This is a genomic window from Bacillus cereus group sp. Bc010, from assembly GCF_027716745.1.
Taxonomy (GTDB): domain Bacteria; phylum Bacillota; class Bacilli; order Bacillales; family Bacillaceae_G; genus Bacillus_A; species Bacillus_A pacificus.
Map to the genome: position 1 here is coordinate 17,367 of NZ_JAQFUY010000030.1, position 24,577 is coordinate 41,943.

The window sequence follows — 24,577 nt, forward strand, 5'->3', positions numbered from 1 at the left end:
GTACGATTACGCTTATTTTTTATCCGTATTCTTTTTATTTTTATTCACGATATCTCTCCAACTTTTCCCCGTGTTTTGCCCCATCTGATAAAAACGCTTTGTATTCTGTACCGTTTCAGAATTATGAATACGCTCTTGTACTCCTCTTACCTTTTGTTTCACGGATGATGTTGTATTTTTAACTTTATCGGTTGTATATTGTCCTAATGTCCGTGTTTCCCGGCTTCTACTTGCTGCTACTTCTTTATCACTTTCATAAGGAATAATTGGGCTACTATGTGTCACCGTTACGATGTCGGATGGTGCCGGGCTTCCTCCACTTGGCACTGATCTTGGTGTTTCCATTGGTGCCGGGCTACTTCCGCTTGGCACTGATCTTGGCGTTTCCATTGGTGCCGGGCTACTTCCGCTTGGCACTGATCTTGGCGTTTCCATTGGTGCCGGGCTTCCTCCACTTGACACTGATCTTGGCGTTTCTACTGGTGCCGGGCTTCCTCCACTTGACACTGATCTTGGCGTTTCTACTGGTGCCGGGCTTCCTCCACTTGGTAATGTTCCTGGTGTTCGACTTTCTTCACTTGTTCCTTGTCTTACTGTTCCTGGTGTTCGACTTCCTTCACTTGTTCCTTGTCTTACTGTTCCTAGTGTTTGATTTCCTTCACTCGCTCCTTGTCTTACTGTTCCTGGTGTTTGGCTTCCTTCACTCGCTCCTTGTCTTACTGTTCCTGGTGTTTGATTCCCTTCACTCGCTCCTTGTCTTACTGTTCCTGGTGTTTGATTCCCTTCACTTGTTCCTTGTCTTACTGTTCCTGGTGTTTGATTTCCTTCACTCGCTCCTTGTCTTACGCCTCCTGGTGTTTGACTTCCTGCGCTCGCTCCTTGTTTTACTGTTCCTGGTGTTTGATTTTCTTTACTTACTCCATGTACTTTTCCAGCTTCTTTCATTTCATCTTGAAGACTAGTTTTTCCTGATTCTTGACCATTTGCTACTCCTGGTTTTTCATTCCCTTCTTTTTTCATGTCCTCTTGAATAGATGGCGTACCACCATTCTTTTTACCTTCTTCCTTATTTAAGTTACCCTTTTCTTTTTCTTTTTTCGCTAAATCATTTCCATTCGCTTTCTTCTGATCCGCTTTTTTCATTTGATCTTGCAAGGACTCTTTATTATCAGACTCATTCCCTTTTTTCAAGCCACTTATAAGACCTGCCACACCACCTGTTGCCATCGCTGCCGCACTTGCTGTTTTAGCTGCTGCAACACCTGTTCCTTCTGCTACACCTTTCGCTCCCTTTCCAAGCATATTTCCTAGACCCTTCATTGGTTTTGAAGTTGCGAGACTGCCAATTCCCTTACCAAGTGCGTAACCACCTACTAACATGCCCCAACTGCTCTTTAATCCAATATCTATACCAAATAGCCTTTCTACGACTGCCGGTCCATCTAGTACTGCCATACTAAATGCCGCTAATGCAATCAGATACGGTACACCATTTAGTTTGTCATGGAGAAATGCCGTACCCATTATATATAGCTTCAAAGATAGGAATATCATAATCGTTGCTGCAAATATGTTGAGGATATTGGATAACACCGCTTTTAACTTTTGACCATTCGCAACATCGGCTGGTGCTAATATGTTCGCTAACAAGTAGTTAAATGCTAACTCATAAAATAATCTAGCTAACTTAATACTTACCAATAACAGCGTTAATCCAGTTATCAGTAAAGTGAAAAATATATTCCAAAAATTCCAATGCCAGCGATAATATTTTTCTGGAAAGAAATCAAACCATCCGTCCTTTAATTCAGCTAGAGATGCGATGCCCTGCCCATCCATTACCCTTTTATTCTGCAAGATTTTCTGACCATCATCCGATAAACTTTTATCCTTTGTGAACTCAAAATCTTTATCTATTTTTTCAGTAATATCTATCTGCCTAATGTTTTTTTCGGGAATATTATTTTTGGGATTCATATCCTCTTTCTTTTTCCATTTATTTTGATCTATTACCGCAATATCTGTTATGTTCTTCTTAATAATTTCATCACTTAAAGAACCTTTTTGCTCTGATTTTACAACTGCTATAGCATCATCAGTGAACTTATCGACCTTTGTCATACCTGTACCTAACAAGCAAAGTACACTTAGCGTAACGAAAATATTGATGATAATTTGAGAACGATTTATTTTCTTGTTCAGTATAAACATGTAGCCAATATATAAAAACGACATGGCTAAAAGAACAACGAACAATGGATATAACTTATCAACAAACTCTTGTACTTCAGTTGAATTAAAGAAGCCTTTAATTCCTAGTATCGCATCTGTCACACCTTCCAAGGCATCAACAACTAAAGATAAACCTTGAATTAAGAACCATCCTAGCCAACGCAATACATAATTAACGATGTCCCCTACTTGAAGATAATCCGAGAACTCTTCTAAAATCTTTAAAATCTCTTCATCTTTCACTGTTTATCCTCCTCTCATGCTTGCTATTGCCCTAATACTTCTTTTGCTGTCCAATTCACTCTCTCATTTAGTCTGTCGATACGAATAATCAATTTTCCTTTTTGTTCCTGATCTACTGAAAGGAAAAGAACCGCATCTTCTAGACCAAGAATGACCTCATTTTCTTCTGTTACAAATGGCGAGTAACTATCTAAAATCAATTGCATTTTATCCGTGATTGTCGGTACACCCATTACCTCTTCCCCCTTTAAATTTGGATTCAAAAAAGCACTCAATTATTTGAGTGCTTTTCTAACTTGTTACTTGTTTTTTTTCTTCTAAATCACGCAAGATTCGATTAATCTTGTTTTCGACTGCTTGATAGACACTTTTGTCGATGTGGTCATTGTGAGCTAACATTTGAAATTCACTGTAAAACTCGCCCATTTCTTGATTTTCAACTTCATCTATTGATTTACCTAATTGCGCTAAAAAGAACTTATCAACCAGTTTCAAAACTGCTAAATCAGATTCGAAAAATTCATTAACCGTTTTTTCTTTCCAATTTTCAATGGAAAGGGAATCAAACGGGCTGTCTTCCTGCTGAAATGCCTCTTCCGGAATCTCTTCATCAATACCCATCATTGTTGGCTCTTCTACCGGCTGCGATGTCTCTACTGGTGGCAAATCTTCCTGTTCTGGTTCTGATGTTTTTTTCTCAATTTGTTCTGATTTTCTTTCTCCTAGAAAATCTACAATAAGTGATTTTGGATTTACATCATCATGTAGAGAATCAATATCTATATCTAAAATAGATTTATCTGTATCGAACTCTACTCCTAAGTACTCCCATCTGTATTTTAAGGCTGTTTCTCCCGTATTATAAATCGGGCGAGGTCTGATCCGTTTTCTGTTATTATCCTGACGTTTTATGACACGAATAACGGCACTTTCTCCTTCTTTAAAATTCATAAGTTCATTTGCTGTTAACAGTGGTCGTTGATCTAGACTTTCCGTTTTATTTTTATCAGTAGAAAGACCTTTTCCGCTTCGGGAAGATAGATTAATCGTCTGATTCCCTAGTTTTTTAGAAACTTTTTCGGCGGTTTCTTGATCGTTAGTTAGAATGTAAATTGTATTCCCACAGTTTCCATCAATCGTATCTGCATCCTCACCATACTTATTTTTCAATTGTGCATATGCCTGGATTACAAGGTTAAAACGAACATTTCTACCAAGACAAACCGTGATAATATTTGCCATTCCTTCAATACTCGGCATATTTCCAAACTCATCTAAACAAAAAACCACTTCACGGTGACATTTCCCTCCACGAGCGAGGGATGCACCCTTTGCCAATATAAAATAAAGCTGCCTTACAAAAATAGAAGCAATCACATGATTTGAAGAATCAAAGTCTGGTGTAATCATAAAAATAGCGACTGGTTTATCGAAATAGTCCACTGTTATTACTTGTATATCTTCATTTTCTTCTACTACTTTAAATTCTGTATCACCTGTCTTTTCATCTATTTTCATAATAGAAATAGATGTTTTCTTTTTCTTATTTCCTTTTTCATTAAATTGAATGGTATCCCCAACTTTTATTACTTGCTTAAAATCTAATGCAAAACGTCCCGTAATATCTGATTTGATAGACTCCTTTGAGCCATCCGGAAATACAATTTCTATTCGTTTTCTAGGTGTCACTTTCCCTTTTATTGTTTTTCCAAAACCTACACGTTTTAAATCCACACTATTTTTTGCTGTCATTTTAGCGATTTCATCAAATGTAAAAATAGATAAACCGTTCATTGTTTGTGTAAAAATACCACCTCTCGCTTGCCCTTTTGAGAAATTAGAAGTTGCATATTGCATTTTCGCAACACTGTCTGATGGTAAATTCTCAAAATATAAATCTAAAGCATTTTTCGGCGGTTCCTCTGGATCTACAATTATTTCTTTCGAACCAAGCTCCGATAGCATGTTAGCTACCGCATACATCGTTATTTTTTCTTCTGTTCCTTCTGCAATACATTTATCTGTTATGGCTAAAATCATGGCGTTACATAAGCTCATAGCGCAATCTTGCCAAAAAGGATCTTTAACACCTGGTTTATAATACAAAGTGTGAGAGAGTGTTTTACATAGTGCTTGCGCTGTTGAATAATCTCCATCTTTATAAGCATCTTTGACAAGCTGCAATAAGTTATAACTCATAGAATCAAGTGGAGTTAATAAATTCAAAACTTCAATGTGATATCCTCGTTCTTCCAGCGTTTCTTTTGATGCGCTGAACAATTCCCCCTTTGGATCGTTAAAAATTAAAGATGGCTTATGTTCCGCTCTAGAATAGACATCAATTGTAGGAAATACAAAGGTTTCTCCTTTACCAGAGCGTGTTGTACCAATGATTAAATTGTTTACCGGGCTATCATCAATAAATACCTTGTCACCTAATCGGGAGATAACAACACCACCGCCACCTTTAAATGTTTCCTCTCGATCTGGTACAGCTCGGTACTGCTTTTTCAGCTCTTCAACTGTTGTAAAACGACTAGATCCTTTCTCATGATTATTTAAGTTTTTAAAGGAAGATTTCAATTTGTACACTGTTCTTGCAATGGTTCCAATCACTACAAGGAAAACAAGCATGTAGTAAATCGGATGTTCTGCAATTGGCATCTGAAAAAGAAATCCTACCTCCATATGAAATGGTTTGGGATGTAATAAATCACTAAATGTTGTTTCTATCAGCTCTAAAGTTAAGTTTAATAAAAAATTAGCGATTAAAAACATTCCAACAAACAAAAAAGCACTCAATGGAATGAGTACTTCTTTTTCAGCTAATTTATATTTGATTGATATCTTTTCACTATACATATCAAAGCATCACCTCTGTTCAATCTAGCCATACGTATTACTTCTTTAAGCCAAACCCCGAATCATAATTATATTTTTCATACTCTGTTATCTTATCGAAATCATTCGATACATCTAAAGATATGATATACCCAAATTTCTTAGTAATTTGGGCATCTGATGGCATTTGCTGAAAACTTGCTACTACTTTTATATCGGAATCCTTCATTTGTTGGAGAAAGTATATAAAATCTTCCTGACATAAATAATTGGTTTCATCTACAATTACGTATTCATATTGTTTAGCTATATTTATCACATCTTCTGTAATTTTAAAATTCCCATACCCCTCATTCGATTCACAATCCAAGTGTTGTAAAGTCACATTACCCTCTGTTTGCTTCCCGAATGCTTCGTCTTCGTATTCCCTCAGTGGATCTAACACTAAAACTTTTGATAAACTTAAAGCCATTTTCTTCAATTCCCTCGTTTTCCCTGTTCCCACTCGACCTACCACCATTAAACTTTTATCTAGACTTGAAATTTGCACTAAATTTGTACTATTAACAAACATCTATATGCCCCCTTTCAAATTAAAAAGGTACTCTTTTTATGAGTACCTTTTTGGCAATATCAGTTAGTTTTTTCTTTATTTACTCGCTACCATCTTTTCATTTTGTTTCAGAACTGGATTTCCTTGATTCGTTGGTTTCTCTGGTTCTGTTGGCTTTTCTGAATTTGTAGGTTTTTCCGGTTCTGTTGGTTTCTCTGGTTCTGTTGGTTTTTCCGGTTCTGTTGGTTTCTCTGGTTCTGTTGGTTTCTCCGGTTCTGTTGGTTTCTCTGGTTCTGTTGGTTTCTCCGGTTCTGTTGGTTTCTCTGGTTCTGTTGGCTTCTCTGGCTCTGTCGGCTTCTCTGGTTCTGTTGGCTTTTCTGGATCTGTTGGCTTCTCTGGATCTGTTGGCTTCTCTGGTTCTGTTGGCTTCTCTGGCTCTGTCGGCTTCTCTGGCTCTGTTGGCTTCTCTGGCTCTGTCGGCTTCTCTGGCTCTGTTGGCTTTTCTGGATCTGTTGGTTTCTCTGGATCTGTTGGTTTCTCTGGTTCTGTTGGTTTCTCTGGTTCTGTCGGTTTCTCTGGATTTGTTGGTTTTTCTGGCTCTGTCGGTTTCTCTGGATTTGTTGGTTTTTCTGGATTTGTTGGTTTTTCTGGCTCTGTCGGTTTCTCTGGATTTGTTGGTTTTTCTGGCTCTGTCGGTTTCTCTGGATTTGTTGGTTTTTCCAGCTCTATTGGTGGCTTTGGTTTTTCTGTCCCTGTATTTTCCGTATTACCATTCTCACCCTCCGTTATAATTGGTGAGTTCACAATTATATCTGGTTTCTTCTCTGGTGGAAGAATATCACCTATACTCGCTACTGAAGAATCAATCTTTTGATCACCGAATGCAAAATGATCTCCATTCACGGTGGCTTGTGGTTTGTTATCTGTAATAGCTGCAATCACATTGTCTTTTGCTGTATCTTGAATTGATTTATCTACCGTTTCTTTATCAAAGAGTGCTAGAACACGAGAAGTAGTGTCATCCCCATTTTGAAGATTACTTACAATAGATTTTTCTTTAAAGTTAATTTTTGATTTATCCAGCTCTTCGAGTACATAAGCAACTTCATTATCCTTACTTTGAATTGCATTCTCTGTAATTGCTTCAAAATCTTGTTTGTTCAGATCTTCTTTCTTTTCATCCGGTTTATTCTTATCTACCTTTTTTGTAATAGCTGTTTTACTTTTTGATGATTCCTTACTCCCAAACCAACTGCAACCTGTCGTACTTAATATCAATGAACCACCAAGAAAAACAATTCCCATTTTTTTGTACAGATTCTCATAATTTAAAGGCATGTTATTCTTTCCCCCTTAGATCTTCTGTATATCTTTATCAATTTTTTCGATCTTAGCTTTCTTTTCTTCTTCACTTATCGTAGATTGTTGAATATCTCGTTTCTCTAATTCTTTGACCTCTTTCATTACATTTTTATTTCCTTGCGTTTTAGCAAAGGAATAACAATCTTCATATTTTTTTAGATTTACAAAAGCTTCAACAATGAGTTTTTCACGTCTACCGTCCATATTGACTTTACCCTTAAGCTTAATTACCTCCTCATATTTCTTATTAAGTGCTGCCTTTTCAAAGTCGATTACATCATTTTTGACATCAATTTCATTGATTTTATTCATGTTGTCTATCCCAATAAAATAAGCAACCACACTTTCTGCAAATTTCGGCTCATATTGTAATGCTTTATTTGCCTTTCCGTTTAATAAATAAGTAAATAAAACTGCCTTCTGACTATCTTTATCTAATTCTGTGTAATTGACCTTATCGAAGTATTTAACGGCTTCTCCATACTGCTGAATGGCTGCCTGTTGTAATCCTTTTACTACATATTGTTCCGAGCCAGCATTTGCACTCGAAACTGGATCGGAAGAGAATAACTTAAAGGCAAATATGGCACCAGCTCCAATTAACACCACGCTTCCTATGACACTCGCAATAATCTTAAATCCTTTTCTATTTTCCTTTCCAGGCCTTACTTGTGGCTCTATTTCATTCGATGGACTATAAGAGGGTTCTTCCTTTCTTATTGGTAATTCTTCTTGATATTCATATTCTTCATGAAAGGGAGAATCATTGATTTCCCTTTCTAACGTTTCTAACAGCTCCTTTTTTTGTTCCTCTTGTTCTGGATCTAATTGCATCACATTCATTTTTTTAGAAATGTGATCAAAAATGTGATCTGCATATCTCGAACCAAGCGATAACGTACCGTTATAAATTTCATTAGAATGACCATCTAACAAATCAAAATCAATATGTTCTTGCCGCCCTGCCTCTCTATAAACTCGTTCTAATCGCTTCGTTAAGATATAAGCTTCATGAAACGAATATTGCTTACCCGACTCAATTTCAGTTCCATTGCTACTCTTAAAAATGACAAACATGGCTTCTCCTTTCTTCCGTTTGATTTAAATTTACTTCGATTAATCTTTTGAACTATTATTTTCAGCTTTATTGGTTGCGTACTTATGATAGATACAAAAAACAGAAATCAATACCCAAATAACGATGAAGAATATCAAAGCTCTTAACAGCCCTTCTGTTGTTGGTACTGTCATAATCGGTTGTATATTGCCAATAACCGAAACGCTCTCCAATACACTTGGTAATCTCATAATTAACACCCCGATTGCTTAATAAAACTAAAATTCCATGAAAAAAAGGCAACAAAAAAAGCCATACCCTTTGCATAGCCTCCTCATTGCCTTAATTATATTTTTTCACTATTTCATCCAAAGAAACGGGAATAAGATTTGACCAAATTTTACATTGCTATTTACGCTCTCTGCTAAGTATTGGCATCCCATTACAATAACGAGTCCGGCTGCTCCACCAAGAAACCACCAAATACATTTATGTCTGCCTCGTTCACCGCCCCAAATTAATAGATAAGCGCCCCAGCAAAATACAATTGCTGTACTAACCATTGCCCCTCTTTGCATCCATGCAATAAATGAATTACCTGTATTAATTAGACCGTCCATCGCATCACCTAACACTAACATTTGAGATAATGTTTCCAACATTGACATATACATTCACTCCCTTTTCATTTTTAAATGCTTATACGTTACTAAGCTGACTTGATTCATTCGCCTTGCTTTCTTCTTTCACTTCTGTTGGTGTTGCCTTATAAGCTTGTAAAGCTTTCATTACTAAATCTTGATTTTCTTCAATGTATTTCTGATGATGTAAATGAAGCCAATGGTTATAATCCTGACCATTGGCTCTTAATAGGTTTGCTACCATATCTTTTTCTTTTTTCAATTCCCTCTGTGTAATCGCCACTATATCACCACCTTTCAATGATTATGTGATTACTTCTGATATTGCTCTTTGCAAATTTGAACAAAATGGGTAACTGCTTTTTCAAGTTCGGACTCTTTAAACTTAGAAAAATCTATATCTTTTTTCAGTTTTCCTTTTTCATAATAAGCAAGAGAATCTCTTCGTTGTGACAAGCCCCAATCATGGGGATTACTTGAACCTGGAATATCTTCACGATTTTCATTCAATCCTCTTACTTGAATTTTTTCCTTTTCAGCTATTTTCTTCACAAGAAAAATCCAATCATCACTATGTCTCATATTTGAGTTCAACATAACAAAACCTGTGCCATCCTCACTCATAAACTTCTTCATTTCTAACGGACTAAGATCCATTACTTCCCCTTTTCCCGAACTAAAGACAAACGTTGAACCAATACCAATTGCAATTAACAGTCCAACAATAGCGGAAATGATCCACCCTTTACGACTCATGCATGTTCCTCCCTATGTCATATTTTTATAAGCGATTTTGAAGTGTGATGAGACACTTTTAAACTCCAACATCTGTCTTTATTTTATAACATTTAAAGGAAAGTGGGATAGATAATGGAAATATCATTTATGGCTGGAATGACGAACCCCGTATTGGCATGCGTATAGAGACTAATCCCGACCTAGCTTCTATATGCCCAATACCGCACTACGTATTTTGGCGTGAACGTAGAACCTTATGTATCTACTGTTGTGATGTTCCTCGCTTCTTCAGAATGTCAAAATGGGATATTCCTCACGAGTACTGACACAAACAGGTCTTTGATACAATGCATTTCCCAGTGGTCACAGATGAGTTTTACGATCTTACTCATCCAACGATAACCGTATACCTAACCCTTCTAGTGACCTTTCGAAGGGAGGCACGCATATATATTGAAAGTCGTATACTATCCTTCAAAATCAATAATGAAAGGAAAAGATACGCAATATATATCTAAATTGTCAAAGAGCAACTTACTTTGTGCTATGTTCTCAGCACACTTCAAAATCGCTTTTTTTATTTACATTTTTGTTTGACAGCTACTAATTCCGCATGTTTATTTTTTCGTTTAGCAATTAAGTTTTGATGTTCATCTCTAACCGAGCGCACTTGATAATAAATTTGAGCCACCTTTTCAATGCTTCCTGTGCTATTTTCAATTGCGATGGTGCCTTTCAGTTCGTATGTTTTTCCATCAAAAGTTTTAACACTATGAGCTTGTGATGCCGCAATATCATAAAATGTGAGTCTTTTTTCTTTTCCCATATGAACGCCTCCTATTTTTGATAAAGAAGGGAGAAAAACGCTTCTCCCTTGTCTAGTTTTCTAGCCATCTAGATAGGATGAAATAGTGAACGAGTGCTTTAGATCATGCTAGGATTGTTGTGTTGTACGAAGTGATAATGCGTTGTGCTGCCTCTTTTCCGTATATGTGCTGTAATGCGGATTGAGATTCAACTACGATTGAATGCTGAATGTGGTATGTTGCGCTTTCTTTTAAAAACTGCTCCATATGAGGGATTGGGTACAAATCATATTGATGAAATACCAGGTGAATCGGTCTTATATTCTTGCATTCTGTTAGATATTGAAGAAAATTTGATAATGCTTCTCCTCTCTCTTGATACGTACTCGTTTCCGTTTCTACACTGATGTACACAACGGATTTTTGTTTTAGATCCATTTGTAGTGTTCCATAACCAGTTAGTAAATCATGTTTGATGATTTGATATCCTTGTTTTCGTTTTTCTTGATGGGTATCTTCATAAAAGATGCCTTTCGGATCAAAAATGAAAATAAAATCATCTGTTGTTTTCTTCACGCCTTCTATGACCGTTTTATAAGCTCCAAAACGAGCTTTTATGACACCTGCAACCTTTTCCCCTTCATTCAGTTCTTTCAACGCTCTAATCACCTTTGTATACTTCTTAGCTACGCCTAACATGCGTTGCACTCCTTCCTATTTCATTTTCCTCTTATGATTACTACTGAAACCAAAAATACTCTCTCTCTGGATTTAATTTTTCACGCTGATATTTTTCTAGATTGTATAGCAATGTAACAATTATCGTATCCCTTGTTTCTTCTGAATGATAACCTAGCTCTTGAAATATATGGTGCGCTGGATGCTCCTTTTTAAGCGAATCCACTACTTCTACCAAGTTTGCCCCACTTTCGTATAATTTTTCTGTGAACTCAATAGCTTTTTTCACATCTAGGTAATACAAATCTTTATGTCGATGATTCAGATACAAAATACTTCCTGCCAATAATTTTGTAGCGTATTCTATACAATAATCATGCTGTTTTATTGGTTTAATTACAGTTTGTGCGATTGAAATAGCTTGCATAAGTTCTTTAGAAATCAAATCACCTATACGATAACCCGTTCCTTTTCCGGCTTTCCCTAGAAACACATGATTTTTTTTCGTTTCACATATATTTTTTATATCCAACGTTTTCGCTTCATGTATATTCTTTAGATCTAACTTTTCTATTTTATATTTATCCTTTATATCAAATGGATTAATAGGGCTTTGTTTAACATTACCAAGGTTGATTCCTAACATTTCATTTCATCTCCCTTTCGCTTTTTATATTTTGCTCCCTATCCAAAAAACAACGATCCAAATGGGAATAACGAGTATACATGCATTCCGACATCCAATAGCAAATCCTAACGGATTTTCATCAATTTCGCTAAAATGAGCTTCATATTCTTTCATATTAAGATTGAGCTTTCTTACGGTTTCTTACTGCAAATACAGCTCCAATTAAGCCGAGTACGACACATGCAAGACCAACCCATTTTATGTATGGATTTTCGGCTTTACCGCCTGTTGTCGGAAGATACGTTTCAATTTTCTTTGGCGTTTGTTCTAGTTGTGGTTTCATAACAATCTGTTGTGGTTTCTCTAGTTGTGGAATGACAGGTTTTTCGGTTACTTTTGGTTGTTCCGGTACCTGCGGTTGTGGTGCTTCTGGTTGCTCTGGCTTTTGTGGTATTTCTGGTTTTTGTGGTTGTTCTGGCTGTTCTGGTTTTGGTGTCTCTGGTGTAGGTGGTGTCGGTTTCTTCTGATCCTTCACCGTATGCTTAATAATTTGACCGTCCTCTTTAATTTCAAAAGGGAATATCTCTTCATTCAGTAAATAGCCGTCTGGTGCGAATGTTTCTTTATACGTGTACTTTCCATATGGAAGCTTGAATTTTGCAATGCCGTTTTCATCCGTTTTTCCTTTTGCAACTTCTTTTCCTTGCTCGTTAAAAATAGTAAATTCAGCGTTCGGAAGCTTATTGTTGCCATCTGCAATATCTACCTTGCTAATCTCTAATTCTCCTGTGATGTGCTTATTTTTCGCTGTTAGCATGATTGTCTTTCCTTGTTCCGAAATACTAAAAGGAATAGATTCTTTCGTTAAAACATAGCCAGTTGGTGCTTGCTTCTCAACAAATGAGTATGCTCCAAATGGTAAGTCTTTCACTTCAATCAAACCGTTTTTATCACTTTTGTGTTCGCTTATGTTCTTCCCTTTACTATCTTGAAGAACGAACACTGCACCTTCTAATTTTTTATCTGGATTCTCTCCATCTACTTTTAGAAGTTGCACGTTTCCTTTTACTTCTTTATTTTCGACTGTGAATGTTAGCGTTTTTCCTTGCTCTTTAATCTCGAATGAATATTTTGTTTGATTAAGAAGGTATCCTTCTACCCCTTTTGTCTCAACAAAATAATACTTTCCATACGGAAGATTCTTCACTTGTGCAATCCCTTGCTCGTTTGTAGTTGTTTTTGTGATTTCTTTTCCCTCTGCTGTATACACTGTGAACTCTACTTTTGGAAGTGTTTTTCCACTGTCACTTAATTTTTTAATCTCAATGTTTCCTTTTACCTTCGTATTTTGCACTGTAATTGTTGCAACCTCACCTGTTTTAACTTCAATCTGTTGCGGCTGCTCATTCAGTATATAACCAGTAGGTGATTTTACCTCTTTAAGAGTATAAGTTCCGATTTCTAAACCAGAAAGGCTTGCTGAACCTTGCTCATTTGTAGTCAAAGTGCCTACTTTTTGATTTGCACTGTTCATGACTTCAAATACTGCACCTTGTAGCAATTCTTTTTGTTCTCCCACTTTTACAACTTTCAATCCACCAAGAGATTTCCAGTTTACTTGTAGATCGGCACTCACTTTTTCCTCATTTTTTTCTAAAAGGACTGTTGCATCTTGGACTTTATCAGTTCCTTGATAAGCAACTGCCTGCAAATTAGAAAGATTAGATGTTACTTTTAAGGAAAAGTTACCTGTTTGAGAGGATTTCGGTATTAGAATACGGAATTGTTCTCCTAAATTGAATTGTTGTTTCGCTTCACCTTTTGTAGAAACAATTTTCGTTCCATTCGGTGCATTAGCTAGTTGAACTGTAAATACACCGTTCTTAGCGTTACTTTGAATTTGATACACTGTCGTTTCAAAGTACTCACCATTAAGTTTTGCTTCTTGATTGTCTGTTGGCGTTACATTCATGTACAGGTCTTGTGTTTCCTGGCTTGCATTTGCACCACCAATAATGGCTTTTACAGCTTTCGCAACATTTTCATTACGATGCTGAACTTCATTGATGTCAATTTGACCCAACGCTGCCCAAACACTAAGCTGTGTCGCATAATGCGCTTCTTTCCAGTTAGAAACACCTAATTCTTCTGGACTCTTTTGCGGATATCCATTTAGAAGAACCCGATACACAATATCATCTGTACGCCCCATTTCCGGAAGATCATTACCGTTTGGACTTAATTTTCCATACGTTAAGCAATACCCAATTTGCCCATTCGTATTCTTCAACAATTCTGTCCGTAGGTTTTTCCCATACATGGGACTAAAACTCCAATCCATTTCGTACTTCTCACGATTGATAACTTCAGCACTTGCCTTAGTAAGTGGAAATACAAAACTTAAGACAATTAGAAGCATACTCATAGCAATGAGTAACGTTTGATACGATCGTTTCAACATACTAACAGCTCCCTCAAATGATATGCAGTTTTCAAAGATCAGTTTTTGAATCATTAATTCTATTTGAATTACTAGTTTTTTTTACTATAATTAAACTTATATGGTTACTTTGGAACTTTATTTAGTAACTTTAACTTTTTTTATTTATTCTCGAACTCGGTAATAAGTTGGTATAAAAAAGTATTCGACCGGTTTATTAAAAAACTTAGCAATTTTTTCTGCTCTTTCGGAATTAACACTTGTTTTTCCTTTCTCGATCGCATGAAGAACTTGAGGTTTAATATTAACTTTTTGACCGAGTTGTGTTAAAGAGTAATCTTTTGATTGCCGTTCACTTAATAACATAAGTATTAAATACCTCCTCTCGATTAGTATAAATTAAGTATACATCACTTTTAAAGTGAAAAACAAGTAAAATTTACTAAAAAACAAAATATTTTAGTTTTATTTACTTAAATATATACAAAATAATATGTATTTTATACTTATTTCGGTATTTATAACATATTCAGAATATGAATTTATATGAAAGGACTAAAAATATGAATATTTTTAGCGAGCGTTTACGAAAATTACGCCAAGAACGTAGTTGGTCAATGAAGGAGTTAGGGGAAAAATTAAGTGAAGTTGTAGGATCTTCATTTAGTTCTGCATCTGTATCGAATTGGGAAAAGAAAGGATCAGAGCCACCGTACAACATTTTGGCTGCAATAGCACAAATTTTTGATGTTAGCGCTGACTATTTAATAGGAATAAGTGACACACCTACTCTAAATAATGAAATAGCTACAGAAAAAATTGAGCATAAACAAGACATAATTAATAATGTAGAATTATATTTGACAATAAGTGAACATGAAAAGAAACAAGACATATATACAAAAGTAAAAGAGCTACATCAAGAAATTCTTTTGTTACCTGATAAAAAACAAGAACAGTTAGAAAAAGAACTGACTGAATACCTTAAGTTTTTTGGATATAAGTACGATCAGTTACATGTAGATTTCGTTAATTTCACAAATTATCTTCAACATGAACTACAAAAAAAGGTCTCTAAACATTAGAGACCTTTTTTGAAAATTACACGCATAATTTAATTCAATTAATCTATAAACAAACTGTTTAAGTAAAAAATACTAATTATTAGATTGATATTCTATCTTAATAGTTATAAAATTAATGCATAAATAAATTTATCGTTTAAATTATTACAAATAAAAAAACCCTACCACAAGCCATTTTTAATTGATCTTTCAGTTTGGCGGCTGAATCAATTAAAAATCCTAAAGAAGTAGGGGTTTTATCCATATTAAAATATATATTATCTACAACTATTATAGCACCTAATATATATAATGTGAATAAAAACCTCTACTTTTCCAGCATTTTTCTGTTTCTTTGTGGTGGAAAAAATAGGAGGTTTTTTCCGTGTTATTAAACAACTTTTTGCTTAGTCGAGCAAAAGCTGAATTAAGCCCTCGAATTAAACATTTACCCAAAACACCAGGAACTATTAATCAATCAATCAAGAAAGTTACTACTTATATTGATAATATTGTCCATGATGAATATGAAGGTGTTACCACAAAAGATTACCTTACCAAAAGACAATTTGAAGCCTTTGAGACTATCTTATCTTATTTGGTACAAGAAGGTTATGCCCAAGTAAGGCAAGAGCACATTTGTAAAAAATCGGGTATTTCTAAACCCATTATTAATTACGTGTTGAATTGGCTGCAAGATTTAGGAGTATGTCAACAAATAAAGGTAAGACGGCACGGAAAGATTGCTCCTTCCGTTTACATCTTGACTATACATAACAATTATTTAAAAATCATTGAATACTTCAAGGTAAAATGGGCTTTAGCTATTGATATATGCGCTACTTTTACAGAGTTTTTAAAGAAAAAAACTTTTAAAGAAAAAAGTAAATCTGAAGAGGAAAGTCAAATACCTGTTTCCTCTGGATTAGATATTTTGGATATTAAAACAGAGCGAGAAGAAGACTTAGAAACTTACTTAAGTGAAGATCAAAAAAAAGCTTACCACTATATGATGAGTCAACGTGTAACAAATTTAACTGAAAAAGATGCTTATGTAATTGCTTTAAGATTGCCACCAGATTTAAATAATTTAGAAACGTCTGGTGAGTGGGCTTTTGAAGAATCTGTTAAATGGTTCAGAGATAACAAAGCTGATTATAGCGCTCCTGCTCATTTTATGAAAATGTTTAGTGACAAATTGAAGTTTTATCAAAAACAAAGAGCAATTGAATCTCAAAAACGTCTTGCAAAAATGGGGATAGAAAAAAAGAATAATAGTAAAATCCCATTTGATTTATTCAAAAAAATGCTTATTCCAAACCTGTAAACCTCATTTTTTAAAAAATAATTATCATTTAGCCTTGCTTGAAAAAATCACACATAGCAAGGCTATTTGTCATGTCATTATTTATCCTCCACTCTCTTCAAGCTCCTTCAGATACTTAAAGAAAAAAATATCCAGATTTTTCATCGGAAACTTTCATTTTCTGTTTTAAATTCTAGTAAAGAAATCTTCCCTTTTAAAAATGAACATCCCAAAATTTACCCACATTTTAACTTAGAAATTTACTAAGATAGAATTCTATATCGCTTGTAAGAGTAAGAGTCAAAGGCTTTATTTTATTTCTAATGTTTTTATTGGTTTTATTTTTTAAAAACAAGATTTAATAAATAAGATATTCTAATGAAAATTTGTAATTATTTAGCGAGGCTTATCAAACTTATAAAATACAAAGGGAAGATTGTAATTAGCTTACAATCTTCCCTAAATTTCTATACCACACTTTGAATCACAATTACTTTTTAAATAGTTTAGTAAACCAGGATTTTTCCTGTTGACTAGATGCTATTAATTTTTTGGTTTCTTGCACCTCTTGAATTAGTTCTAATAATTGTTGATCTTTACTACTTATTGTAGAATCAAAAATCTTTTGTTGTTCCTCAATTTTGGAGAGAAGTACTTTATTAGTTGCCTCAACTTCTTTCATATGTTGAATGAGCTGTAGATTTAGCGCTTCTTGATTTTGAAGATGTACAGCAACTTCTTTCATATTCTCGTACATCATTTGAAGAATGGGCTTATCCATAAGTTCATCCTGTGTAGCTTCTTCATCAACCACAATATAGTTTACAGTTCCCTTTAACACGTTCTCAATTACATCAGGAGGTTCTTGGGCATCCTTCATATTGGCTATTAGCTTAAAAAGCTCTAGGGATTCCCTTTGGTATCTTAGGGTTCTTCCCTTTGTTCCTGGTACTGTTGCTAAGTATGGTTTGAATTGGTCTCTCCAAGCTTGAATGGTTGTACGGGGTTTTTGGAGTATCCTTGCAATATCAGCAAGAGAATAAGTTTTTTTATACGTACTGTCCTGGCTGCCGTGCCACGATTCCTCTGTGTAATCTTCCCTAGTCGTCATTCGTCGTCACCACCTCGTTTTATGTCTTTAATACGTTATTTCAAGTTGGCATTTAGTCGTTAATGGTTAAAATCAATGTTCGTCATGTTGTTGAATGTTCGTTATTCGTCTAATTCGATTACTAATAAGTGTTTTCCTTTCAATAAAAGTTTCTAAAAATAAGTACGACTTAAGTCGTACTTATTTTTAGAAAACAGTTGTTTTTTTTTGGTTAAATGTGCTAAAATAAGATTATAAGTCACACTTAAGTCGTACTTAGATACGAAAGGGAGGAATTTTTAATGAAAATTGGAAGAAAAGTAGCTGATTTCGGAAACAGTTTTAATAATTTCACGGTGGATGGCTATTACTTTGAATTAGCAACGAATGTAGTAAAAGTTTCTAAGAAAAAAGCGGAAGATTTACTTGTTGAACGTATTTCAAATCCAGAGGATTTGTTAAATAGTTTATTAATTTCAACTGAAATCGACGGAGAAGAATCTTATTATGTATTGGGACGCTTAGCTGAAGATAATCAGTTAGCAAATTCTCACGTAAATAAAATGCACGATAAAATTAAAAGCCCGATCCCTTATATAAGCTTTTTAGGAGCAATGGCATATTATCATGCACTTAACGCTGATAAAGACGATAATGAAGTTGAAATCGAATATATGAGCATGATGTTACCAATATGGTTGTTAAAACGTGAAGAGAAATTTAGCATTGCTCACAAGATGATGGAGCAAAGATTTATAGGTGAACATAAGGTTAAAGTTTTAACACCGGGTATGGAAAGAGAGTTAACTATTACTGTTAACACAGCAAAATGCCGAAATGAATCAGAAATTGCTAGACATTCATTGAAATACAAAATGGTAGCAAAAGATAAAAATTCAGATGTAATCAGTATTGAGAAACGTTTGGAAGCTGAAAAGTTTGATGATTTTGAAGTTGTACTTACTGATATTGGTGGAGGTTCAACGGATGCTGTACGTTTAGGAAAAGGGCTTACTACGCCTAAACACAGAGACTCATTCCAGGTAATCGATATTGAACCATTTTTAGGGTATATTGACCGATTTAGAAAAGAAAAAGTACTTCAATATTTTAAAGATTTAAGAACATTAGAAGCATTTATTGTTAAGAACTATAAGGATCAAGAGTATGTATTAACAGATGAAAATACAGGTCTAGAACATGATTTCACCTCTGAAATTGTAGAAGCACTACAAGAATATGCAAAAATTTTAGTTGCTAAAGTACTAGATGTGTTTATTCCTTCAAGTACAAATACAGTTTTAAAATTCATCTATATTGGTGGGGAAGCTCCAGTTTTAGAACCATATATTAGATTGGCGTTATTAGATCATATGAACGAAACGGCTGCAAAGAATAATCATTTCTTCTTAAGTGATATCATCAAACGTGATGAAAAAGAAATATTCGCTCCAACATCCAGAACAATTAACCTAGCTGCTTTAGAGTTAAAAGCAATTGATGAAACGAAAGAACAGTTAGCTTAGAATAAAAGGACGTGCTAATATATGGCTAAAAGGAGAAAAATGGCATTAGGTGCTGAAAACATGCCCGATGACGTATATGAAATCCTTAATGAAAAGTCTAATAGTAGGCAATTAACAAGCTATGTTGTCGATTTAGTACAAAATGAACTACGATATGAACAACTAATGCAAAAATTAGAAAGTGTAGAAAAGAGATTGAATCTTTTAGACACAGTTGAAAATAAATTAGATCAGTTACTTTCTAATGGATTTGTTACTACACCAAAACAACCAGATCTTAAAGGTGAAGAACCAGATCTTAAAGAAGGTAAAATTATCAATGCTAAAGAGGTAATTGGTGGAATTGCTAAAGAAGATAATGAAGAAGCGGATTTTTAAAATTTGAAAAGCAAAAGACAACAATGCATATTAACATGGTGGAGTGCTTACTTTTTATAAAGGCACTCCATTTCTTTATATTTTAAGGAAATGAGCTACTACAACAATAAAAGAGGTGAGCAAATGGAAACTCAAGTGAATAAATCAAAAAAAAGAGCTGGATTTTTAAAGTCCGTTTGGTTTTGGATGGTACTTATCAGTATATTATATTTATGCAAAGCATTTATTTTACAAATTCTCGGTATTTTATTAATTATTGCTTTTACCTGTTTGGGATTTTATTATCTTGGTTATTTGTTATTTGGCATAATATCTTTAATTATAGTTGTAGGTAGTGTTATATTTGCCATATGTATTTTAGGATATTTTTTATAATATTGAAGCGTAAGAAGGAATGAGGATTATGGAAAAGTACCCAGTGGAATTTACAATTATATCTCCAAATTGTGAAGTGTATGAACCGGATATTGTATACATTACAGCAAATACCCCTGATGCTGCTATCAAACAAGTGGAAAAAGAAATCGAGTCCAGAATGGGAAAGTATTATACATATAAAGTTAAAATTAGTATTCAGAATGAGGAAGAGCAACTTTCCTTATTTTAAAAGATTTTAACAAGGTAAATTAAATCTAAAATTTATTTTGTGTGTAAATAAAAATAGAGGGGATTATCCCCCTCCGTTTCCATGTGCATATTGAACAATCAGGTCTTGGGCAACTTTGCTTACCGGAGTTTGTACACTAAATATTAAAGCCACAGCTATTAACAGTCCAATAGATTTATGATGTAGTTTCTTCATTTAAATCACCCTTTTTAAATATATTCTTCGTTTTCCTGGACAACTCGTAATATTCGCACGATTTAAGGTAGTTCTTTTGCTCATAATACTTATGCGCTAAATGCTCTTGATATTCCTTAGTATACTCTGATATTTTTTGTTTTTCAAAATATTCAATACCTTCTAAAATAATATTTTCTAATTGTGAAGCATCTACATTATCATTTAATGCTTGTAAGATGCGAAAATGATGTAAATACTCTTCAATACCAAGATTTTTACAGATGTTTATGCCTCGCTCGATACGCTCACAAGCTTCTTCTTTTTCGAGTAATTTAACGTATTCTCTTGCTTCTACGAATAAAGCTTTATAGTTGTTTAGCATTTTTTTATTAACTTCTGAAAGATATTGAATTGCTAAATCAGGACGTTCCTGTTTGGCATGCATTAAAGCTATGTTTTGTTTTACCATTAGTATGAAGGTCTCTTCTTTTATTGTTTCAAAGGTGTTTAATGCTAATGTATAATGCTTATTCGCAAGTTCAAATTCATCTAACTCTGCATAAGTTAATCCCAAAAGATTATCACAAAAAGCAAGGTTAGTTTCACATTCAGCGTATTTAGAAAATATTTCTTTAGCCTTTGATAATTCTTGTAAGGCTAAAAAGCCATTGTATGAATCATACAATGTATATCCTAACATATAGTGAAATTCAGCAACCTCTAATTCGTTATTAATATATTTTAATAAGGGTTTCGCTCTATCATAGAAGTTCCTTGAAGATGGATAATTTCCGATTGCATTATAGTAAATCGCTTTAAAAAAATGGTAATAATATGTTAAAAAATTATCCTGTGGTATAGAAAATGTATTAATAATGTCAAAACTATCCGTAGAAATGCCTAGGTTGTTAAGTAAATAATTATGACGAAAATCTATGAGGTAGTAATGTAACATCAAATTTTGGTCTTCTTTAAATTCATTTATAACTAAGTCGATCTCATCTTTTAAAGAAATTGCTTCATCAAGATCTCTTGCTCGAATTTTAAAGTACCATTCATTTAAAGTCTGAATCAATTTTTCATTCCCTTTCACATGAACGATCATATCTTTCTCCCCCATCATCCCATATCCCGTAAAATAATGGGAATATTCTCATAATAAAATGATAACAGAAAAGCAATTATGTATTTTATTAAAGTCTATGTTTCAATATTATTCTGAATATTCTGAGTTTGGGTTTAAGACTGTAGTGTTGTGAAATTTTGGTTTATTTGACCATAATAATATAAATTTATCCAATTATAGTATAACATTTACAAAGTTTTTACAAAATGCATTTTTACATTTCGTTAATATTGAATAAAGTGAAATATTAATAATATATTTTTGTACTTTTTTTAGGTACAAATTCAAAAAGTGGAGCTTTTATCATATTTATTAATGTGCCTAGAATTTTATATGGATGGTGAGGAAATATGAATCATTATCAAATGTTATATAGTACTCCGTATCTTTACCCTTCACGAATGCTTAAACAAATGTATAACGAAACGAAGAAGGAAGAAAATGTTTGTGCTATACGAGATCATATGTTGCGCTATGAGGTTTATTTGGATCGGCAATACAAATTTTATTATTACTTAAGTCAAAAAATTGAAGAAGATTTATATGGTGATGAACAGGCTGTCTCCTGGAATGAGCTATTAGATGAATATCAACTTTTTAAGGATTGTAAAGGGAATTTGTCCATTAAACCAAAAGGATGGGATTAATATGACAATCATTGGAGAATTGGGTATTGTATATGGCGTGACAGGAGCTTCAGTTTTAGGGATTAAATTTTTGAAAAAGAAAGGTTTTCACCTTCCAGGTTGGTTGCTACGTGCGGGTCTAAAATGTCTGCTAATTGGAACTGTTTGGTACGTTCTAATGGATATACTAGATGTGTTTCTACGTTAGAATTACATCTGGTAGTTGAAAATGATTATACTAACGCATCTTGAACGTTTTTTCTAAGCATCCATACAAGCTCAACTACCTTAAGGAGGTATGGAGGAAATGTTATCACTTTTATTAATTCCAGCAACCTTTATAACTGTAGCTTATTTTTACCAAAGTAATGGACCGAGTGACAAGAAAAAAATTGCAACGTTTTTTGAAATTACAAAGGTATGCGTACAGCACAAAGGTGAATTACAATACCCCATTTTTATAAAAGAAATCGAAGATGACATAAGTATGAATTATGTTTACAAGTTACCACTTGGTGTACCTAGCCAACTTATTAAAAAGTTAGCTGAAGTATTAGAAGAAGGATTATATAAACCTGTTAAAATATCGTTTTATCAAAGAGAACTTCATATTCGTGTATTTAAGCAACAAATACCCGAATTGTGGAATTGGTCTAAGGATCTATTAAAAGAGCATACATGGAGAGTCATGATGGGCAAAGCGTTAGATAAACATGTGTATCATGATTTTGAGAGAACACCGCATATGTGCGTATCGGGTATGACACGGTTTGGTAAAACAGTATTTTTAAAAAACGTGATGACTAGTTTGATTTTGCAACAATCTCAACACGTAAAATTTTATATTATCGATCTAAAAGAAGGGCTGGAATTTAGTCCCTACAAAGAGCTATCCCAAGTAATAGAAGTAGCTGAAAATCCAGAACAGGCGTTAGAAATGTTGATAAGGGTACGTGAAAAGATGGTAAAACAGATCGAAATGATGAAAAAGTCCTATTTTACCAATATCATAGATACATCAATTAAAGAACGCTGCTTTATCATAGTAGATGAAGGTGCAAACCTATGTCCTACACAGGGATTACCTAAAAAACAACGTGATGTATTATTTTTGTGCCAGGAGATGTTGTCCGAAGTCGCAAGAATCGGAGGTGGTTTAGGGTTTCGACTCATATTTTGCACCCAATATCCGACTGCTGATACATTACCAAGACAAATTAAGCAAAACTCTGATGCAAAAATAGGTTTTCGTTTACCAACAACGGTAGCTTCACAAGTTGCATTGGATGAACCGGGACTGGAGAATCTACCGTCCCTGCCAGGAAGAGCATTATTCAAGACTGATCGTACAGAAGAAATCCAGGTACCTTTTTTAAAGGATAATGATATGTGGGAGTTACTAAAGCAATACAAGGTGGTGAAACAGCATGAGGCATCAAACACTCAAACAGAAAGCGAGACAAATCGAGATTTTATCCACTTTGAGTAAGTTAGATTTTGCAACCAGGAGGCAATTACAAGCAATTCACTGTCTAGGGAGCATTCGAAACGCCAATCGTGTATTAAAGGATCTACATTCATATTGCCACATTACAAAAATTGCTCGTGAACACGTATATTATTTAAACAAAAAGGGACGGGATTTATTAGGATTTACAAAAGAAGTAAAGAAGAATAGTCAATTACAGCACATATTAATGCGAAATGAAAGCTGGATGTGGCTTGGATTTCCAGAATGGAAAACAGAAAGACCAATAGAGTTTTCAATTAATGGTCAACGGTATCAGATTATTCCTGACGCAACGTATTTTGAAGATAATGTCCCCTATTTCGTTGAAATAGATCGTATGCAACATATGAAGGCAAACGAACATAAAATACAGTTATATGGTCATATAACAGATATCTATAAAAGACAGAATGCTATTGTTCCAGTCATTATCTTTTTCACATTATCAGACTATCGGCAATCTAAATTAGAACAATACGCTATAAAGCAAAATGTATTTATGAGAACATTTGTGATGGAAGATGTTTTTAGTTAATTCATGTCCAAAAATCAGTAGAATCTACACTTTTTCCGGTTAAGTTCCTTAAAGCTTTTATAATGCGATTTGAATTCTTAGTTGTTGGTGATACGCTGTCCAAACTACACAATCGACTAACAGTAGAACGAGTTACACCACTTTTTGAAGAAAGTTCTTCTTGTGTAATTTTGTGTCTATCTAAAAAACGCCCTAAAGCTGATCTAGGTTTAGAATACCAATTCATCAAATTCACTTCCTTATTTGTTTTACTTACAGTTTGTCCAATAATCCCATTTTTTAAAAGTCACTGAAAATAGGAATTTTATTAATAGTTGAGCATAATATTGAATAAGAAATAAAAATAAAAAATACATGTAATAATTTTGTGGAATCTAGCATTCATATAAGTAGCTACAAGTTGCTGATACACT

Annotated in this window: 28 protein-coding genes; 10 read left to right on the forward strand and 18 right to left on the reverse strand. The window is 34.1% G+C overall.

Annotated elements, in window-relative coordinates:
* Nucleotides 1-12 precede the first annotated feature (12 nt).
* The 15 genes from PDQ68_RS23105 to PDQ68_RS23175 all read right to left on the reverse strand — a co-directional run bounded on the left by PDQ68_RS23105 (nucleotide 13) and on the right by PDQ68_RS23175 (nucleotide 14,585).
* Nucleotides 13-2,475: a pLS20_p028 family conjugation system transmembrane protein gene (locus tag PDQ68_RS23105; protein WP_270786975.1), complete on the reverse strand. Its 2,463-nt coding sequence runs from the start codon at nucleotides 2,473-2,475 to the stop codon at nucleotides 13-15.
* 23 nt (nucleotides 2,476-2,498) lie between these two features.
* Entirely contained in the window at nucleotides 2,499-2,708 is a 210-nt protein-coding gene (locus PDQ68_RS23110) for a hypothetical protein (protein WP_057526733.1), read from the reverse strand.
* Between the two features lie 58 nt (nucleotides 2,709-2,766).
* Nucleotides 2,767-5,337, reverse strand: coding sequence for a VirD4-like conjugal transfer protein, CD1115 family (locus tag PDQ68_RS23115; RefSeq protein WP_270786977.1), 2,571 nt, complete (start codon nucleotides 5,335-5,337; stop codon nucleotides 2,767-2,769).
* 37 nt (nucleotides 5,338-5,374) lie between these two features.
* Nucleotides 5,375-5,890: a hypothetical protein gene (locus PDQ68_RS23120; protein ID WP_195756500.1), complete on the reverse strand. Its 516-nt coding sequence runs from the start codon at nucleotides 5,888-5,890 to the stop codon at nucleotides 5,375-5,377.
* Nucleotides 5,891-5,965: 75 nt separating this feature from the next.
* On the reverse strand, nucleotides 5,966-7,207 hold the full coding sequence (locus PDQ68_RS23125; RefSeq protein ID WP_270786979.1) for a hypothetical protein: 1,242 nt from the start codon (nucleotides 7,205-7,207) through the stop codon (nucleotides 5,966-5,968).
* A 15-nt stretch (nucleotides 7,208-7,222) separates the two neighbouring features.
* Nucleotides 7,223-8,308 (reverse strand): hypothetical protein, encoded by a 1,086-nt coding sequence (locus tag PDQ68_RS23130; RefSeq protein WP_270786980.1) that lies wholly within the window; start codon nucleotides 8,306-8,308, stop codon nucleotides 7,223-7,225.
* A 39-nt stretch (nucleotides 8,309-8,347) separates the two neighbouring features.
* Nucleotides 8,348-8,539: a hypothetical protein gene (locus PDQ68_RS23135; protein WP_086401612.1), complete on the reverse strand. Its 192-nt coding sequence runs from the start codon at nucleotides 8,537-8,539 to the stop codon at nucleotides 8,348-8,350.
* A 108-nt stretch (nucleotides 8,540-8,647) separates the two neighbouring features.
* Complete coding sequence (locus PDQ68_RS23140; RefSeq protein WP_000062188.1) at nucleotides 8,648-8,956, reverse strand: hypothetical protein; 309 nt, start codon at nucleotides 8,954-8,956, stop codon at nucleotides 8,648-8,650.
* A 31-nt stretch (nucleotides 8,957-8,987) separates the two neighbouring features.
* Nucleotides 8,988-9,212, reverse strand: coding sequence for a hypothetical protein (locus PDQ68_RS23145; protein WP_086396672.1), 225 nt, complete (start codon nucleotides 9,210-9,212; stop codon nucleotides 8,988-8,990).
* Nucleotides 9,213-9,241: 29 nt separating this feature from the next.
* Nucleotides 9,242-9,685 (reverse strand): hypothetical protein, encoded by a 444-nt coding sequence (locus PDQ68_RS23150; RefSeq protein WP_270786981.1) that lies wholly within the window; start codon nucleotides 9,683-9,685, stop codon nucleotides 9,242-9,244.
* 559 nt (nucleotides 9,686-10,244) lie between these two features.
* Complete coding sequence (locus PDQ68_RS23155; protein WP_000514061.1) at nucleotides 10,245-10,493, reverse strand: hypothetical protein; 249 nt, start codon at nucleotides 10,491-10,493, stop codon at nucleotides 10,245-10,247.
* A 103-nt stretch (nucleotides 10,494-10,596) separates the two neighbouring features.
* Complete coding sequence (locus PDQ68_RS23160; protein ID WP_254490082.1) at nucleotides 10,597-11,172, reverse strand: type IV secretory system conjugative DNA transfer family protein; 576 nt, start codon at nucleotides 11,170-11,172, stop codon at nucleotides 10,597-10,599.
* 40 nt (nucleotides 11,173-11,212) lie between these two features.
* Nucleotides 11,213-11,644 (reverse strand): TRAG family protein, encoded by a 432-nt coding sequence (locus PDQ68_RS23165; protein ID WP_472926914.1) that lies wholly within the window; start codon nucleotides 11,642-11,644, stop codon nucleotides 11,213-11,215.
* A gap of 310 nt (nucleotides 11,645-11,954) precedes the next feature.
* Complete coding sequence (locus PDQ68_RS23170) at nucleotides 11,955-14,240, reverse strand: SpaA isopeptide-forming pilin-related protein (RefSeq protein ID WP_270786985.1); 2,286 nt, start codon at nucleotides 14,238-14,240, stop codon at nucleotides 11,955-11,957.
* Between the two features lie 144 nt (nucleotides 14,241-14,384).
* Complete coding sequence (locus PDQ68_RS23175) at nucleotides 14,385-14,585, reverse strand: helix-turn-helix transcriptional regulator (RefSeq protein ID WP_048536239.1); 201 nt, start codon at nucleotides 14,583-14,585, stop codon at nucleotides 14,385-14,387.
* 197 nt (nucleotides 14,586-14,782) lie between these two features.
* Between PDQ68_RS23175 and PDQ68_RS23180 the strand changes: the two genes are divergently transcribed.
* Both PDQ68_RS23180 and PDQ68_RS23185 read left to right on the forward strand, forming a co-directional pair.
* Complete coding sequence (locus tag PDQ68_RS23180; protein ID WP_065486242.1) at nucleotides 14,783-15,304, forward strand: helix-turn-helix domain-containing protein; 522 nt, start codon at nucleotides 14,783-14,785, stop codon at nucleotides 15,302-15,304.
* Nucleotides 15,305-15,668: 364 nt separating this feature from the next.
* Entirely contained in the window at nucleotides 15,669-16,610 is a 942-nt protein-coding gene (locus tag PDQ68_RS23185; protein ID WP_270786986.1) for a Replicase RepFR55, read from the forward strand.
* A 469-nt stretch (nucleotides 16,611-17,079) separates the two neighbouring features.
* Here PDQ68_RS23185 and PDQ68_RS23190 read toward each other — a convergent pair whose 3' ends face one another.
* Entirely contained in the window at nucleotides 17,080-17,700 is a 621-nt protein-coding gene (locus PDQ68_RS23190) for a DUF3967 domain-containing protein (RefSeq protein ID WP_270786987.1), read from the reverse strand.
* A 281-nt stretch (nucleotides 17,701-17,981) separates the two neighbouring features.
* On the opposite strand from PDQ68_RS23190, the gene PDQ68_RS23195 reads away from it, so the two are divergent.
* The 4 genes from PDQ68_RS23195 to PDQ68_RS23210 all read left to right on the forward strand — a co-directional run bounded on the left by PDQ68_RS23195 (nucleotide 17,982) and on the right by PDQ68_RS23210 (nucleotide 20,190).
* Entirely contained in the window at nucleotides 17,982-19,205 is a 1,224-nt protein-coding gene (locus tag PDQ68_RS23195) for a ParM/StbA family protein (RefSeq protein ID WP_270786988.1), read from the forward strand.
* 21 nt (nucleotides 19,206-19,226) lie between these two features.
* Entirely contained in the window at nucleotides 19,227-19,583 is a 357-nt protein-coding gene (locus PDQ68_RS23200) for a hypothetical protein (RefSeq protein WP_270786989.1), read from the forward strand.
* Nucleotides 19,584-19,706: 123 nt separating this feature from the next.
* Entirely contained in the window at nucleotides 19,707-19,958 is a 252-nt protein-coding gene (locus PDQ68_RS23205; RefSeq protein ID WP_270786991.1) for a hypothetical protein, read from the forward strand.
* A 28-nt stretch (nucleotides 19,959-19,986) separates the two neighbouring features.
* Nucleotides 19,987-20,190: a hypothetical protein gene (locus PDQ68_RS23210; RefSeq protein WP_074596362.1), complete on the forward strand. Its 204-nt coding sequence runs from the start codon at nucleotides 19,987-19,989 to the stop codon at nucleotides 20,188-20,190.
* Between the two features lie 175 nt (nucleotides 20,191-20,365).
* On the opposite strand, the gene PDQ68_RS23215 is transcribed toward PDQ68_RS23210, so the two are convergent.
* On the reverse strand, nucleotides 20,366-21,472 hold the full coding sequence (locus PDQ68_RS23215; protein ID WP_270786992.1) for a response regulator aspartate phosphatase: 1,107 nt from the start codon (nucleotides 21,470-21,472) through the stop codon (nucleotides 20,366-20,368).
* Nucleotides 21,473-21,843: 371 nt separating this feature from the next.
* On the opposite strand from PDQ68_RS23215, the gene PDQ68_RS23220 reads away from it, so the two are divergent.
* The 4 genes from PDQ68_RS23220 to PDQ68_RS23235 all read left to right on the forward strand — a co-directional run bounded on the left by PDQ68_RS23220 (nucleotide 21,844) and on the right by PDQ68_RS23235 (nucleotide 24,164).
* Nucleotides 21,844-22,140, forward strand: coding sequence for a hypothetical protein (locus PDQ68_RS23220; RefSeq protein WP_098289620.1), 297 nt, complete (start codon nucleotides 21,844-21,846; stop codon nucleotides 22,138-22,140).
* A gap of 1 nt (nucleotide 22,141) precedes the next feature.
* The gene (locus tag PDQ68_RS23225; protein ID WP_215585262.1) at nucleotides 22,142-22,327 is read left to right on the forward strand and encodes a hypothetical protein; all 186 of its coding nucleotides are present in this window, start codon (nucleotides 22,142-22,144) and stop codon (nucleotides 22,325-22,327) included.
* Between the two features lie 99 nt (nucleotides 22,328-22,426).
* The gene (locus tag PDQ68_RS23230) at nucleotides 22,427-23,608 is read left to right on the forward strand and encodes an FtsK/SpoIIIE domain-containing protein (RefSeq protein ID WP_270787002.1); all 1,182 of its coding nucleotides are present in this window, start codon (nucleotides 22,427-22,429) and stop codon (nucleotides 23,606-23,608) included.
* On the forward strand, nucleotides 23,547-24,164 hold the full coding sequence (locus PDQ68_RS23235; protein ID WP_270786993.1) for a replication-relaxation family protein: 618 nt from the start codon (nucleotides 23,547-23,549) through the stop codon (nucleotides 24,162-24,164). Before PDQ68_RS23230 ends, PDQ68_RS23235 begins: the two co-directional genes overlap by 62 nt.
* 1 nt (nucleotide 24,165) lies before the next feature.
* On the opposite strand, the gene PDQ68_RS23240 is transcribed toward PDQ68_RS23235, so the two are convergent.
* The gene (locus tag PDQ68_RS23240) at nucleotides 24,166-24,390 is read right to left on the reverse strand and encodes a helix-turn-helix domain-containing protein (protein ID WP_270786994.1); all 225 of its coding nucleotides are present in this window, start codon (nucleotides 24,388-24,390) and stop codon (nucleotides 24,166-24,168) included.
* Nucleotides 24,391-24,577 lie beyond the last annotated feature (187 nt).

What these genes read in the sequence shown, in the direction of transcription:
- PDQ68_RS23110 (WP_057526733.1), bottom strand. Translation starts at nt 2,708, where the DNA reads ATGGGTGTACCGACAATCACGGATAAAATGCAATTGATTTTAGATAGT.
- PDQ68_RS23115 (WP_270786977.1), bottom strand. Translation starts at nt 5,337, where the DNA reads ATGTATAGTGAAAAGATATCAATCAAATATAAATTAGCTGAAAAAGAA.
- PDQ68_RS23120 (WP_195756500.1), bottom strand. Translation starts at nt 5,890, where the DNA reads ATGTTTGTTAATAGTACAAATTTAGTGCAAATTTCAAGTCTAGATAAA.
- PDQ68_RS23125 (WP_270786979.1), bottom strand. Translation starts at nt 7,207, where the DNA reads ATGCCTTTAAATTATGAGAATCTGTACAAAAAAATGGGAATTGTTTTT.
- PDQ68_RS23130 (WP_270786980.1), bottom strand. Translation starts at nt 8,308, where the DNA reads ATGTTTGTCATTTTTAAGAGTAGCAATGGAACTGAAATTGAGTCGGGT.
- PDQ68_RS23135 (WP_086401612.1), bottom strand. Translation starts at nt 8,539, where the DNA reads ATGAGATTACCAAGTGTATTGGAGAGCGTTTCGGTTATTGGCAATATA.
- PDQ68_RS23140 (WP_000062188.1), bottom strand. Translation starts at nt 8,956, where the DNA reads ATGTCAATGTTGGAAACATTATCTCAAATGTTAGTGTTAGGTGATGCG.
- PDQ68_RS23150 (WP_270786981.1), bottom strand. Translation starts at nt 9,685, where the DNA reads ATGAGTCGTAAAGGGTGGATCATTTCCGCTATTGTTGGACTGTTAATT.
- PDQ68_RS23155 (WP_000514061.1), bottom strand. Translation starts at nt 10,493, where the DNA reads ATGGGAAAAGAAAAAAGACTCACATTTTATGATATTGCGGCATCACAA.
- PDQ68_RS23160 (WP_254490082.1), bottom strand. Translation starts at nt 11,172, where the DNA reads ATGTTAGGCGTAGCTAAGAAGTATACAAAGGTGATTAGAGCGTTGAAA.
- PDQ68_RS23170 (WP_270786985.1), bottom strand. Translation starts at nt 14,240, where the DNA reads ATGTTGAAACGATCGTATCAAACGTTACTCATTGCTATGAGTATGCTT.
- PDQ68_RS23175 (WP_048536239.1), bottom strand. Translation starts at nt 14,585, where the DNA reads ATGTTATTAAGTGAACGGCAATCAAAAGATTACTCTTTAACACAACTC.
- PDQ68_RS23180 (WP_065486242.1), top strand. Translation starts at nt 14,783, where the DNA reads ATGAATATTTTTAGCGAGCGTTTACGAAAATTACGCCAAGAACGTAGT.
- PDQ68_RS23190 (WP_270786987.1), bottom strand. Translation starts at nt 17,700, where the DNA reads ATGACGACTAGGGAAGATTACACAGAGGAATCGTGGCACGGCAGCCAG.
- PDQ68_RS23195 (WP_270786988.1), top strand. Translation starts at nt 17,982, where the DNA reads ATGAAAATTGGAAGAAAAGTAGCTGATTTCGGAAACAGTTTTAATAAT.
- PDQ68_RS23200 (WP_270786989.1), top strand. Translation starts at nt 19,227, where the DNA reads ATGGCTAAAAGGAGAAAAATGGCATTAGGTGCTGAAAACATGCCCGAT.
- PDQ68_RS23205 (WP_270786991.1), top strand. Translation starts at nt 19,707, where the DNA reads ATGGAAACTCAAGTGAATAAATCAAAAAAAAGAGCTGGATTTTTAAAG.
- PDQ68_RS23210 (WP_074596362.1), top strand. Translation starts at nt 19,987, where the DNA reads ATGGAAAAGTACCCAGTGGAATTTACAATTATATCTCCAAATTGTGAA.
- PDQ68_RS23215 (WP_270786992.1), bottom strand. Translation starts at nt 21,472, where the DNA reads ATGATCGTTCATGTGAAAGGGAATGAAAAATTGATTCAGACTTTAAAT.
- PDQ68_RS23220 (WP_098289620.1), top strand. Translation starts at nt 21,844, where the DNA reads ATGAATCATTATCAAATGTTATATAGTACTCCGTATCTTTACCCTTCA.
- PDQ68_RS23225 (WP_215585262.1), top strand. Translation starts at nt 22,142, where the DNA reads ATGACAATCATTGGAGAATTGGGTATTGTATATGGCGTGACAGGAGCT.
- PDQ68_RS23230 (WP_270787002.1), top strand. Translation starts at nt 22,427, where the DNA reads ATGTTATCACTTTTATTAATTCCAGCAACCTTTATAACTGTAGCTTAT.
- PDQ68_RS23235 (WP_270786993.1), top strand. Translation starts at nt 23,547, where the DNA reads ATGAGGCATCAAACACTCAAACAGAAAGCGAGACAAATCGAGATTTTA.
- PDQ68_RS23240 (WP_270786994.1), bottom strand. Translation starts at nt 24,390, where the DNA reads ATGAATTGGTATTCTAAACCTAGATCAGCTTTAGGGCGTTTTTTAGAT.